Annotated in this window: 13 protein-coding genes; 6 read left to right on the forward strand and 7 right to left on the reverse strand. The window is 64.0% G+C overall.

The window, feature by feature from the left end; genetic code table 11:
- Positions 1–144: 144 nt before the first annotated feature.
- A complete protein-coding gene (locus tag ACQP0C_RS17595) occupies positions 145–1,704 on the reverse strand; it encodes a BBE domain-containing protein (protein ID WP_433733956.1) in 1,560 nt (519 codons plus the stop codon).
- A 117-nt stretch (positions 1,705–1,821) separates the two neighbouring features.
- Positions 1,822–3,165: a glycosyltransferase gene (locus ACQP0C_RS17600; RefSeq protein WP_433733957.1), complete on the reverse strand. Its 1,344-nt coding sequence runs from the start codon at positions 3,163–3,165 to the stop codon at positions 1,822–1,824.
- 136 nt (positions 3,166–3,301) lie between these two features.
- Here ACQP0C_RS17600 and ACQP0C_RS17605 point away from each other — a divergent pair, with 136 nt between their 5' ends.
- Genes ACQP0C_RS17605 through ACQP0C_RS17615 form a run of 3 tightly spaced genes read left to right on the forward strand, consistent with a single transcriptional unit; the run spans position 3,302 to position 5,244 of the window.
- Complete coding sequence (locus ACQP0C_RS17605) at positions 3,302–3,640, forward strand: ESX-1 secretion-associated protein (protein WP_433733958.1); 339 nt, start codon at positions 3,302–3,304, stop codon at positions 3,638–3,640.
- Positions 3,637–3,936, forward strand: a complete 300-nt coding sequence (locus ACQP0C_RS17610; protein WP_433733959.1) for a WXG100 family type VII secretion target — start codon at positions 3,637–3,639, stop codon at positions 3,934–3,936. Before ACQP0C_RS17605 ends, ACQP0C_RS17610 begins: the two co-directional genes overlap by 4 nt.
- Positions 3,937–3,939: 3 nt before the next feature.
- On the forward strand, positions 3,940–5,244 hold the full coding sequence (locus tag ACQP0C_RS17615) for a hypothetical protein (protein WP_433733960.1): 1,305 nt from the start codon (positions 3,940–3,942) through the stop codon (positions 5,242–5,244).
- Positions 5,245–5,321: 77 nt separating this feature from the next.
- Here the strand turns inward: ACQP0C_RS17615 and ACQP0C_RS17620 are convergent, their stop codons facing one another.
- Both ACQP0C_RS17620 and ACQP0C_RS17625 read right to left on the reverse strand, forming a co-directional pair.
- The gene (locus ACQP0C_RS17620; RefSeq protein WP_433733961.1) at positions 5,322–6,605 is read right to left on the reverse strand and encodes an AMP-binding protein; all 1,284 of its coding nucleotides are present in this window, start codon (positions 6,603–6,605) and stop codon (positions 5,322–5,324) included.
- Entirely contained in the window at positions 6,606–7,091 is a 486-nt protein-coding gene (locus tag ACQP0C_RS17625; RefSeq protein ID WP_433733962.1) for an AMP-binding protein, read from the reverse strand.
- Between the two features lie 21 nt (positions 7,092–7,112).
- Between ACQP0C_RS17625 and ACQP0C_RS17630 the strand changes: the two genes are divergently transcribed.
- Positions 7,113–7,490 carry a hypothetical protein gene (locus tag ACQP0C_RS17630; protein WP_433733963.1) on the forward strand — a complete coding sequence of 126 codons (378 nt, stop codon included), beginning with the start codon at positions 7,113–7,115 and terminating at the stop codon, positions 7,488–7,490.
- Between the two features lie 51 nt (positions 7,491–7,541).
- Here ACQP0C_RS17630 and ACQP0C_RS17635 read toward each other — a convergent pair whose 3' ends face one another.
- The 3 genes from ACQP0C_RS17635 to ACQP0C_RS17645 all read right to left on the reverse strand — a co-directional run bounded on the left by ACQP0C_RS17635 (position 7,542) and on the right by ACQP0C_RS17645 (position 10,719).
- Positions 7,542–9,023 (reverse strand): hypothetical protein, encoded by a 1,482-nt coding sequence (locus ACQP0C_RS17635; protein WP_433733964.1) that lies wholly within the window; start codon positions 9,021–9,023, stop codon positions 7,542–7,544.
- 482 nt (positions 9,024–9,505) lie between these two features.
- Positions 9,506–10,372 (reverse strand): SDR family NAD(P)-dependent oxidoreductase, encoded by an 867-nt coding sequence (locus ACQP0C_RS17640; protein ID WP_433733965.1) that lies wholly within the window; start codon positions 10,370–10,372, stop codon positions 9,506–9,508.
- A gap of 2 nt (positions 10,373–10,374) precedes the next feature.
- Complete coding sequence (locus ACQP0C_RS17645) at positions 10,375–10,719, reverse strand: hypothetical protein (protein ID WP_433733966.1); 345 nt, start codon at positions 10,717–10,719, stop codon at positions 10,375–10,377.
- A gap of 549 nt (positions 10,720–11,268) precedes the next feature.
- Between ACQP0C_RS17645 and ACQP0C_RS17650 the strand changes: the two genes are divergently transcribed.
- Positions 11,269–11,484, forward strand: coding sequence for a hypothetical protein (locus ACQP0C_RS17650; RefSeq protein WP_433733967.1), 216 nt, complete (start codon positions 11,269–11,271; stop codon positions 11,482–11,484).
- Positions 11,485–11,694: 210 nt separating this feature from the next.
- A complete protein-coding gene (locus tag ACQP0C_RS17655) occupies positions 11,695–13,050 on the forward strand; it encodes a TerD family protein (protein WP_433733968.1) in 1,356 nt (451 codons plus the stop codon).
- The last annotated feature ends 37 nt before the right edge of the window (positions 13,051–13,087 follow it).

A 13,087-nucleotide genomic window follows, 5' to 3' on the forward strand; every position in this document is an offset into this window, starting at 1 on the left:
GCGAACGGCTCGATGGTCTGTGAAATCGCCTCGGCGACGACGGTGTCGTCACAAATGTCGCCAACGCAGGTCGGCGCGCTCGATCTCCTTGGCCGCGGCGGCGACCCGCTGGCCGGCCTCCGGACAGATGCGTATTTTCCCGGATCAATGAGGTTCGATCGAAAGCCTGTGCCTGAATATATTTTTGGGGTCCCACTCTGCTTTGATGCGTTGGAGCCGTGTGTAGTTGGCTCCGTAGTAGAGGGCGTGCCAGGGTGTGGTCGACGTATTCCATACGGGGTCCGCGAGGTCAGGATCCGGGTAGTTGATGTAGCTGCCGCCGTTTCGGTCGTCGGGTACCGGGGCCGCGCCGGTGTCGGCGTAGATATTTCCGTAGGTGGTTCGTGCCCAGGAGATGAACCGGTCGTCGTCACCGGGATCTCGCCAGGTGGCATGGATGAGCATCTTCATGAATGAATCTCGGGCGGGCATGGCGGTGGCGTCGGGTGCGGTGGCGTTGATCGCGCCGCCGAATGGTGCGAACTCCACGAAGGATTCACCGTTCACGGTCAGGCCGATGAGCGCGCGGTAGAGGATTCGTAGCTGCTCGGGTGAATACGGTTGGCGCAGCATGGCGGCCTTGATCTTGACCCGAGACGGGTTCGTCGGCGGCGCATAGTACTGCTCGATGCTGTCGGCATAGCTGAGCCGGGCGGGTGGCAGCAACACGGGTGCGGGCGTGACCCCGTCGGTGACTGTCGCAAGGAATTCGTCGAGCTGGGACTGGGCGTCGCGCGCCGGTCCGTAGGAGAAGATCAGCAGGTCGGCGAAGCCTTCGATGAGTGGCCGAAAGATGAGCCGCGCGTACAATCCGGCGAATCGGTTCCCGGGTTCGCGATATCGGGCATAGAAGTCGAGGTAGTTGCCGAGAAACCGCACGAAGGATTCCTCGGTGACCATCGGCATTGGCAGCAACAGCCGCCCGACGAGCACACTGTCGGGCCGGCGTGGGAGCGCAAGCGTCGGATCGGTCCCGTCGGAATCCGGTGAGCGCAACAGAAATCGGGACACCACGCCGAAATTGCCGCCGCCGCCACCGGTGTTCGCCCACCACAGATCTCGATGCGGGCCATCTTTCGTCGCGACCATCAGCGAGGACTCTCCCCGGGCGTCGACTGTGACGATCTCCACCCCGTACAAGTGGTCGGCGACCAGACCGAACTGCCTCGACAAAGGTCCGTAGCCCCCGCCGCTGATGTGCCCGCCCACACCGACGGCCCGGCATATGCCGCCGGGAATTGTCACACCCCACCGAGACAGCCCACGGTAGACGGCGTCCAGATCGGCGCCCGCACCGACCGAGAACGCGTTGTGCTGCTCGTCCCAACCGACAGTGTTCAGCCGCTGTAGATCGATCAGACTTCGCGTGTCGGTACTGTCGACGAAATCGTCGAAGCAGTGCCCACCCGAGCGGATCGCGAGGCGCAGATCATCCCGCACCGACCGTGCCACCGCGTCCCGCAACTCGCCAGTGTCGGAAGGGATGTGAATCCGCTTCGGTTGCGCCACGAATCGCCGGTTGTATCCCCGTAGGGTCAGCCGCTGATAGTCCAGTTCACCGGGCGCCACCGCGTGCGGTTCGGCATGCGCCGCGAACCCACCGGTCGCACTCGCGGCAGCGCCCAACGCGGCCGCCGCCATAAACCCTCGACGTGACAACGACATCCGATATTCTCCAAGGAATCTTGTCAAAGCGAAAAACCCCGACGTGATCCGCACTTGCAGCCACTGCCGCACGAGCCGGATCCGCACCGGTGTTGCGACCAGGGCGTTCGCGTAGCACTACAGGTAATCGAAAGTGCGCAGCCGCAAGCATCCTCGGATGCGGCCTGCCAGCACTCCGGTGTGCAGCATCCACAGTCCAGACGGAACCCATCTGCGCATGAATACGAAAGCTGGATTACAAAACAGCACGACCGCGACAGTTATCAATGTCGCGCGCAACGGATACGGCGGGCAGCCGTTCGGTCGATGTTTGGAATACACGTCGACTTGAGTGCGACCATAGCCGACGGACTGATGCCACGTCTCCCGCAGTGTCGGCCGCAGCCGATAAGCTACCATGGCGCCCGGTGCGTGCCCGAGCGTCATTCCGGCCTCCTGAATCGTCCACGATATGTCGAGGTCGTCACCGCAGAGCATGGCCTCGTCGAATCCACCGACCTTCTCGAAGGTGGTCCGCCACATGCTTATGTTGTTGCCGTGCGCCCAGTACAAATAATGTGAGGGGAAGCGTCCCTCCGGTGGCGGCGATGGTCGCCATTTGGCCACCTTCGGACTGTTCAGGGAGACGACCTCGATCGGACCGCCGACCGCGTCGAAGTTCGCGGCAGCCTCGACCAGTGCGCTCAGCCATCCCGGATGGACCCGATCGTCCTGATCGGTGAAAGCCAGGTAATCGCCATCTGCGGCTGCAGCGCCGACATTGCGGGCGTGCGGCGCACCAGCGCGATCGGAACTGTCGACACGGCGCAAACGCAGCCGTTCGGCCAGCGGGTGTCCTTCGAGATGCTCGGGCAAACCATCGGTGGAGCCGTTGTCGCTGAGGATCACCTCGAATGGTTCCGCATAGTCTTGCGCGGCAAGACCTTCCAGCTGTTCATCGAGCAACGGGAGACTATTGAACACAGGAATGATCACCGAAACCAGCTCGGGCTTCTTCGCTGGCACGAGTTCGTACTCCGACACTCGATCCCTCCTGATCTTGATCAAGGGCCGGTCAAGCGCTGTCGAGTCAGCCGCCTCGAAAATTACCACCTCCCCATCGCTGGGAAGATCAATGCGGGGATGCGGTATGAGGCGGAATTGCGTCCGGGAAGGGTTGGCGGAGCTGCGGAAACCTTGGACTGCGTTTGTCTTCATCGGTTGCGTGTCATTTTCCTCATGACAGTAATGATCCTCGTGGTCACAGTGACAGCTGATGAACTCACCACCACGCCCGCCCGGCGGATGGACTGACTTCCAGCGCTTGCCAATTCGGAAACGCCCGCATCGCGGTATTGACGGTGGCCTCCGCCGACACCGCCGTCGAGCAGGTGCGTTTCGTACTGTTCGACGATGCCCGCCCATGCGGTCTTCGCCGGCCGCCTGACCGGGATGTAGTCCCGTATCCGGCTCGTCTGCCATCGTCGCGTCGCCGGGTTGTCCAGGTGGTTGTCAGCGCGGCGGCGGATTCGGCGATCATGACCGCGGCGGTTGCGGACGTTGCCCTGCCGGTATCGCCTCGTCGTTGTTCGCCCTTGCCGTCGGCTAGTATTCGAACATGAGCGATGGGGGGACGCCTGCTTCTGGTCAGAACCTTTCGGTGGTGCCCGAGAAGGTGCGTGAAGTCGGCAAATACGTCTACGAGTTGGCCGAGGCGCTTCGCAATGCACTGGATTCCGCTGGCAGGGATGTCGTATCCCTGACCGATGGAAGCTGGACCGGTGACGCGGCCACGGAATTCTCCGAAGGCTGGACCGATGTCCGCGACGGTGGCGCCAAGATCCTGACCGCTCTGACCGGCATGGCGGAGAAGCTCGGAGTCACCGCGGACACCTATGAAGCGCGCGACGACCGCACCGGTGCCGCATTGAATGGATCGAGTCTGGATCTGCCGTGAGTTCAGAGTTCACTGTCGATCTGGATCATCTCGACGAGATCGTGGCACGCCTGGCGGGCTTGGCCGGGTACGTCGAGGATCACCTCGACGAAATCGACGACCGCGTCGCGACCTTGACCGGCACCGGCTGGGAAGGTGCTGCTGCCCAGGCGTATTACGAGGCACACATCCAATGGGCGATCGGTGCGCGCGAATTCGTCGAGGGAGTGCGTGAGATGAGCGCTGCGGCCAGGGCGGCGCATACGCGATACACCCAGGCCGTCGCCACCAACTACAAAATGTTCAATCAGGGATGAACCATGGGTGAGCTGGTTATCGACTGGCAGGTCTATTACGAAGCTGCCAAGAAATGCCACGCACTTGCCACCGATCTCCGTGCGGCGGACAAACCGGTCCACGACGCAGTCAAGGGCGAATGCTCGGGCATGGCGGGCGACGCGGCAGGGTGCAAGCAATGGGGGGAGGCATACGACACCGCCGCCCAAACTACGATGCAGACGTGCACGAACCTGGCGGATGCACTGACGAATTTGGGCTACATGCTCTATGCGGCCGGTTACAACTGGGCGCATTCGAACAAATCAAAACCGATGCCCAATCGCCCCAAGGTGGTGGCGATGTCGGAGTACAAGGTGTCGATTCCGTCCTCGATCGGCGGGAATGGCAACGGGGTCACCGAGGGCGACAGCAGTGTCCCTGGCTTCTACGACGCCTTGGTCGGGAAGATCCAGGAAGAGTTCGGTCACGGCCTGCCCAACGGCAACAAGGACAGGCTCGAGAAGGCCGCATCCACATGGAAGACCTTCTCCGAGCACGCCACCATCACCGGCGCACCGGCTCGGATCAGCGAGATCATCGACATGTTCGGCTTGATCAAGGACGACAGAGGCGGCTTGGACGGTCTGCTCGGCCACCTCACCACCGCCAAGGGCGCTGCGACACAGCTCGCTGCCGCAACCGTGAACATCGCCGCGCCTGTCGGGGAGTACAGCATCGCGACCTCCGAGGTACGTTCCAAGTTCAAGGACGCGGTGACGAACGCTCTGATCGCCGCGGGCACGACCGTGGTGATCGGCGTCGCGGCCACCTGGATCACCGCCGCTCTCAGCGACGTCGCGGCAGGCCTCGGTGTCGTAGCGATCGCCGGTAACACCGCCAGGGTGCTCAAAGGTGCCTGGGACACGAGCAAACTCGTCAAGATCATCGGTGCCGCCGCCGCGGTAACGGGCGCCACAGCTGCGGCGGTCACCGCCTTCAAGGGCGTCGACCTCGTCCAAGAAGGTACCAAACTGGCCGCAATCATCGCGATGAAGGTCTTCATGGATGAGGCGGCTGACGACGAAATCGATGAAAACGATCCGGCTTACAATTTCGAAGGTACCGGATACTCGATCGAAGAGCTGGCAGAATTTGCCCGCGGCCATGCGGGCGACGATAATCCGGCAATGGGGCGCCCGTCGCTCAACGAAATCGAGGAAGCCTTGAAGAATGGTAGGACTTCACCGGGCAGCGGCAATTCGGTGCGGTATGACTACAATGGCGTTCGAGTCATCATAAACCGCGATGTCCCGTGGAAATCCACGACCTACTACCCCAGCAGGTGATCTATGGCAGGCGAGCTCGAAGCATCGATACGATCCATCTTCACGGAGGGGGAAACGATCGAGCTGGAGTCCTGCCGTCACGAGGTGAATCCCCATCGATCCTTCAGCACCCGCGACCTGGTCATCAGTTGGGCATTGCACGTCGACAAGATCGACCGTGATCGCTTCAAAAGTGCTGATGATCGCAGCATTTGGGGTGGATACGATCTCGTGGCGGCGATGTCGATGCGCGACTTCCTCGCGGGGTGCATCGACCGGCTTCCGGAACCGTTGCGCGGCAAGGTAGTTGCCACCACCGAAAAGTACGATCGGCAGTACCGTTCGATAACTGTCGCTGATGACGACGGCCTGATGGAACGGTTCACGGATGGCGAACTGTCCTCGGCTCCGTGGTGGTGGCATCGAATTCCGGACCGTGGTCCTACGCTCGACGAATTGGTGAACTGACAACGCGGGCGTCTCCGGGGCCTCCGGCCGGGGCATCCAAGGGCATGCAGGTAGGGTTTGCCGCGCTCGTCGTGCAGGCCGACCACGGCGACATCGGCGACCTGCGGCAGCTCGGCGATGACTGCTTCGACGGCGCCGGGATGAACGGTCGCGCCGTCGATCCGGATCGTCTCGGACATGCGGTCGACGAGGAAAAGATAGCCGTCCTCATCGAGCCAGCCGAGGTCGGCGACGCTGACGTAGCCATTCCCGTCCGCGCGGCGCAGGCGTTGCGTGCCGACGTAATCGTGTGCGCGACCGAATTCTTCGGCAGCGTGAATCTCGCCGATCACACCGGGCGGCGCATCCTCGCCGTTCTCGTCGAGGATGCGGATACCCTCACCGCGCCCGACGGTTCCCGGTTTCGCCAGCCATTCGGTGCCATTGACGATAATCGGTCGCCCCGCCCCGCTCAGTTCGGAACTGTAGTAGATCTCGAAAAGCCGTTCCGCGCCAACCAGATCGATCCAGCCGAGCTTGACCCAACGGGGGCAGGGCGCGGCGCCGTGGGTGACCCGGGCCAGCGACCGGAACACATTCCGATCCAGATCCGGCAAGGTCAGTATCGCCATCATGTGGCCGGGTGCCAGGGCCAGCGAGTACACCGAATGATGGTGCAGCAGTTCGACGGTGTGCGCGGCGTCGAAGTCGTGCATGGTGATTACCGCGGAGCCGGTCAGCAACACATGCGTGGCAGGCGCGAGGTTTCCGGTGTGGTAGAGGTTGCCGCAGATCAGCCGGGTGGCCGCACCGACGTTCTGCCTTTTGTCGTCGTCGGGCAGACCGGCGCTGCGATAGGGCATGCGCCGGTTGCCCGCCCAGCGCAGCGGAAAGGGCATGATCTTCGGCCGTCCGGTCGAGCCGCCCGAGGTCATCTAGAGGTAGCCGAGTTCGTGGTCGGGTCGATCGGAATCGGTTGTTGCCGTGGGATTCTCCGCGGGTACGAACGATATGGGCTGGTCGGCGTGCACAACCACGCTGTCATAGGATTCGTGCGGCACCGTGTCGACAACCACCGGTCGGCCCAGCTCGGCCTGCACCACCTGCAGCAGGGCGTCACGATCGGCCGGTGCCAGGACCGGGCTGATCGGCGGCGCCGCGATACCGGCTTGCCAAGCACCGAAGATGAGACTCAGATAGTGGATGTGGTTGCGCAGGGTGATCACCAGAACGTCGCCGGAGCCCAAACCGTATGCGGTCAACCGGGATGCGAGCTCGAGCCAGTCGGCACGTAGTCCGGCAAACGTCAGGGTCTGCTCGCGGTGATCGGATTGGGCGACGACGAAAGCCGGACGGTCCGGATGACGGTCCGCGATCTCGGCGAGTCGATCGAGAAAGTCCGTCGCGGGTCGTTCTGGCACGGTCGTGCTCCTTTGCATCCTGTGCTGGCGCCGACGGCGATCATCCCCAATGCGGGTGGCCCGTTCCCTGTGTGCTTCCCGGCGGTGTCCAGCGGGGCCGGTTTGACCCCCATGAACATTCGACGCAGCACCGACCGGATCGGTTCCATCGGGTTCGGGGTCGAATTCGGCCGTTACCTGCTCGGTTTGATGCGGGGCGACTTCGATGAAGCCGAAGAGTGCTCACACGCCGCGCCGCGCCCGTGCGAGGTCGAGCTGTTGCTCGAGGTCGGCGGGACAGGGCGAATTGGTGGCCAGCAGCCGAACATGGTGCGAGGTGGGCATCGCGCGGCCGGGCATGACACGACCGGATTTCAGCGGCAGGCAGCGTTCGACGGCAATCTTTCAGCTGAGCGCTGACAGATGCGGCTGGTTAACAACACGCACACCTTGGGCAGGAACACTGGCCCGTCAGTCCGTCGCTTCGTGGGCGAGTTCGGTGACGAATAGGTGGTGGGAGTAGATCCCGGGGGCGATCATCTGGCCCGGTGGCAGCGCCCGGTTGCGGCGGTCGAGGCGCTGGCCGAAGCGGGCCAGGTCATGCTGTTCAATAAAGTATTGCAGCCCGTGATTGCCCTGTGCCTGGTCGATGATGGCTTGCAGCGCAACCTGATTCGTGCGGCAGAACGCGGTGATGCTCTGCTTGCCGGAAGGTGCTGGGGTCCGGGTGCTGAATGCGCCCAGCGATGGGAGCGGGATCAGTTGCGATTGGATGTATCCAGGAATCACTACGTCTGGGCGGGTGGTCCGGGCACTTTCGATAATTCGCAAGAATCCGATGGCGCGCAAGTATGGCCCGATGCCGCGCAGGCTGATGGTGTGTGATCCGGGCAGGTCTAGATCTTTCTTGGAGTTGACCGCATACATTGTCACCCGGTCGGGGGGTATGCCGGCGGCGCGGATGGCCGCGGCGGCCCCAGCGGTTTCGTCGTAGAGCACCACCTGTTGCACTAGCGCCCCGGGGATGGCTCCCGCACGAAGCGTCGCCGAAAGGCTCAGTACGCCGCGGCTGTGTGCGGTGAGCATGAGCGCGTCTACCCGGGTGGGCCGCCCGATCTTGTCCAGGCATGCCTGAATTTCGGCCATCGTAATGGTGTTTGCGGTGGTGTTGTCGATGCCGGGGATAGCGATGGTTATCCATCCGGAGCCGTCCGACGCACTGCGCAGACCGTGTTGCAGTACAGCGTTGGTTCCGCCGGAGCCGAGCACCCCGCCGGCTGAGAAATGCAGCCGGACATTGTTCGCGGTGCCCGCGCCGCGTGGCACGAATATTGAGTACTGGCCGAATGCGGCGTTCGTTCGGTCGATTTCGTGCTCCGGCCGGACAAAGCGAAAGGTTTGGCCGCCGAACTTGTCGCCGCCGAGCTCGCCTTCGGCGGTATGTACTGGCAGCCAGCCGAGGACGCCCCGGGCGATCGCTTTCTTGGTGTCGATGAGCGCAGCGCGGGTCCGCGGGATGGTGGACAGGTCCACTCCGTTGCTGGCGACTTGCTCAGCGGTCAGGACTGTGCCGGGAAGTACGTCGCGGGCCCGGAAGAAACGTTGCAGTGCGGTGATATCGGCCGCGGTGTTCGGCTGGCCCGGCCCAATCGCCGCGCTGAGGATGATGTTGAGGAAATGCTGAGCTACCGCGGGGGCGATAGTGGGCTCTTCATTGCGCCGGATCGCGGCGATGGTGCGGCCGATGCGTCCCTGATCCACGCTTTGTCCCGCTGGGACGCCGGCCAGGTCACGGCGCTCGTCGCCATAATCGCCGGAGCCGATGCTCCACAGCGCATGCAGCCGGTCCAGCACCACCAGCACGTTCTCCAGCTGATTCGCGCGAGGCCCGGATACTGCGCCTACCTGCCCATTCGGCAGGTCAAGGTGCTGGCGCTGCACCTGAGTGAGCACCCCGGTGACGGCACGGTTGCCGGCGGACCGTTGCAGCTCAGCGAGAGCTGAGAGGGGCTGCGCCAGGCTGGGCCGCCCGGCCGGAGAGCGCGCGCGGCCGTGCTTGCCGGTACCGGCATATGGTTCTCTTCCTAGCGCCCACACCGTGTAAGGGTGCGGCCTGTACGGGCGCCGGTCAATCTCAGCGATCACTCGCCGTATGCCGAATTGATTGCGCGGTGGAATGTACTTTCGGGCAAGGGATCACACTGGCTTTACCCGCGGTCAGGCTGCGGTCCATGATCAGCTCGTCACCTTCGTTGTGTCCGCTCCGCGCATGTCGCGCCCCTCGCCGCGGTGTATCTCGACGGTGCGACCTGGCGGCAACTGATGTTCGCTGACGCGTCACGGAGCAGCGCCCCGATGCTGTCACCGTCGCCGACGCACTATTCGCCACGGATACAACGCCATTCAGCGGCACTTGGTTATGAACCAGGGTCCCCTCACGCTGGATGTGCTGTGCGCCCGATGAATTCGAGCTGATCACGCGGCTTCACGAGTAGCCGTTCGGTGACCTCGTGCAGGCGCGCCGCTGCGCCGTGGTCGAAGATGCTGGGTTCCAGCGGAACTCGCACGCCTTCCAGGACCGCGGTCAGTCGGCCGGTGCCGGGCGGGTCGAGGTAGGGCAGGATCTGGGCGACGCTGTCGGCCACGGTCTTTCCCACCTGCTTCAGATGCGCCACCTGTGCTGCTGTGACAGCGTCGTATTCACCGGCGAAGCTGGTGACCACCACACCGGGGTGGTTCAGCACGTATCGGATCGGGCTGTCCTCATGAATGGTGGTGAAGCTGACCCCGAGCAGGTCGTTGAGCCGCGCGCTGTGTCCCATCGCGTCGACGCCGTGGTATCGGTGTTCGAGTTGCAGATCATCCCACCGCACCGGCCCGGTCTGTCCCGCACCGCCGAAGTTCAGAATCACTGGATTCTCGGCCCGATTCAGCGGGTCGACCAACCCATGGCTGAGCAGGAATCGACTCAGGTAGAACAGCGCGAAGTTGGTCTCGAAGCCATCGCTGGTCACCGTCCGCGTCGATCGGTGATATCGCGCACCGAGCACGAGCACGTCGACAACCGGGAAGGCAGTGGTCACCGCCTGGATCAAGCGCTGGTTCTCACCGATCCGACTGAGATCAGCAGTGACGTAGTGGGCGCGGTCTCCGGCACCGAGATCGGTCGCGGCAGTTATGAATTCCTGTCCCTTGCGTGTGCTTCGACCGACGACGAGCACATCGTGCCCGCGGCGCAGGTACACCGTTGCCAGCGCTCGGCCGATTCCGTCCGTCCCACCGGTGATCACTACCGCACCCATGATCAGAGCAGGGTCGGTGCGGACGAGGGTGCACCGGCGAATGCGCCGCGGAAGCGGGCACCGGGATGGTCGGCGGGTAGCAGTGGACTCGATGTTTCGAACAGCGACTCGCGCAATGTCCGTCCGGGGACGTGTTCGCGAACTCGGCCCCGTTCGCGCAGCACAGGGATCACATGGTCGGCGAGGTCGCGGTAGCTCTCGTACTGCACGGCCGCGGACAGGTTTAACCTGTCGGCGCCCGATTCATCGGCGATGCGCTCGAGTCGGGTGGCGACGGCTTCTCCGCTGCCGACAATCGAATCGGCGTTGGAGGGCGTGACCCGGCTGTCGGTCTGCGCTGCGTGCATGCCGGAAAGTATCGGTGCCCAACAGGATTGAATGAAAGCTCTAGAATCGACCCGATCGCATCGAACTTCTGAAGTACAGTGCAGAATCGGCGGTCCGAGCCGAGGACGACCGAACGACAATGCGTGCTGGCCGCGTCCGGCCTGGGAGATCGCACTACCCGAGATGCCGATGAGCCGGCCGAGCTGGGCGTGGCTCCAACCCCGTTCCTGCCGAATGGGTTTCAGGCCTCGCACCAACAGTGCGGTCACACTCGGCGGCTCGTCGACCAAACGGCCGTAGCCGAACCGATGCACGATGAAGCCGTCCCGCATGCATGCGTGCGCCAGTTCGGCGACCAGGGATCCGAATTCCCCGATCACCTGTGCGCTGCGTAGCTTCGGATGCCCTGTCGCCCCGGTCGGCGAGGTAAGTCAACGGTTGCGATCAGCTCGAGCCAGGGGAAATACCCTGTGGGCGACGGGAATTGAACGCTGCGTGCAAAACAACCGGCCTTCGAACGCGGGGGACCCACACTGACCGCCGTTCTGCCGAGCCCGCGGTCCACACCCGTGCGCGCGCGGCTCGAAGTTCTCGTCTGCGTCTGCGCCGGATTCGCCACGCTCCTGGACTCGTCGGTGCTCGGTATCACGGTGCCCGCGCTTCGGGCGGCATTGCGCGCCGACGCGGGCCAGTTCCAATGGCTACTGGCGAGCTATTCATTGACGTTCGGCCTCGTGGCACCGTCGGCGCTCGGGCCCGGACGACTCTCTGCGGCGGGGTCCTGATTACGACGTCGACCAGCACCTGCTCGAGGTCATCGCCATCGCGACATCGTGGGGTATCTTGCGCCTACACGCAGCCCGTACTGCGCCAGTGCTCATCGAATTCGACGCGCCGCCAACCATGTTCGATGCCACGCCGCGCGGTGCCGGCGCGGGTTGCGGTGGGGCTCGTACAGTGGCAGGCAGGAGTATCGACACCTGAAAGAAGGGTCCGTGTCCGCAACGCTCGTCAAGGGCCAGAACGGCCCGTTGGCCGCTTCCGAGGTCGTGATCTCCGTGCAGGTTGCCGCGCCAGCGGATTTGTCGGCGCTGTTGGTCACCGAACGCGGCAAGGTCCGCTCCGATGCCGACTTCGTGTTCTTCAACCAGCCCGCCGGTCCTGGTGTGCGGCTGCAACCGGCGACACCGGGACAGGCGGCCGCGGTGGCGGTGTCGCTGAACCAGGTGCCCGCCGATATCGACCAGATCCGCGCGGTGATCACCCTCGACGACCCCAACGGCACCTTCGGGCGGCTGCCCGTCCCCTCCGCGGTTGTTGCCGACGGGGCGGGGAATCGGTTGTACGAGTACCGGATCGAGGGCCTGCGCACCGAATCCATCGTCATCGCCCTCGAACTGTATCGGCGCGGCCGCACCTGGAAGGTCCGCGCGGTCGGCCAAGGCTACGCGGGCGGGTTCGCCGCCCTGGTCACCGACCACGGCGTCACCGTCGACGACGCCCCCCGACCCGCCGCCTATCCGACACCGTCATCGAACTACCCGCCGCCCACCACCGCGGCTTACCCGACCCGATCATCGCCGTATCCGCCACAGCCACAACAGCTTCCGCCGCAGCCAACACAGTATCCGGCTGCGGCGACCTACCCGCCACCGACCGGATATCCCGCCACCCCCGGATATCCGCCCGCCCCGCCCGGTCCGCATGACCGGCCCGCGCCCGCGCAGCGCGGGGTGCAGTCGGCCGGTGAGGTCACGCTGTCGAAGAACCGTCCGGTCAGCCTCGCTAAGGGGCAACGCGTCACACTCCGCAAGGACGGCGGCATCGCGCTCACAAATATTCGGATGGGTTTGGGCTGGGACCCGGTGAAGAAGGGTGGGCTCTTCGGCGGCCGCGCCATCGAGATCGATCTCGATGCCTGGGTGGCGATGTTCGCCGAGGCTCACCTGACCGACGTCGCCTACTACGGGCAACTCAGTTCCAAGGACGGCTCGATCCGCCACCAGGGCGACAACCTCACCGGCGAAGGCGAAGGCGACGACGAAACCATCCTCGTCGACCTCACCCGCGTACCGGTCCATATCACCACTCTGCTGTTCGTCGTCACCTCCTACCAAGGACAAACCTTCGAACAGATCACCAACGCGTTCTGCCGTCTGATCGACGACACCACCAGCGCCGAACTCGCCCGCTACCGTCTCACCGGCGGAATGCCGTTCACCGCCCTGGCGATGGCGAAAGTCTTTCGCGCAGGAACGGATTGGAAAATGCAAGCCATCGGCGAAGGCTTCCACGCCAAACACCCCGGCGAAGCGGTACCCCAACTCGGCCGATTCGTCATCACCGGTTGACCGGGCTGCAACGCTGCGGCGCGAACACCAACCGGAT

Source organism: Nocardia sp. CA-129566 (assembly GCF_050956075.1).
Classification (GTDB): domain Bacteria; phylum Actinomycetota; class Actinomycetes; order Mycobacteriales; family Mycobacteriaceae; genus Nocardia.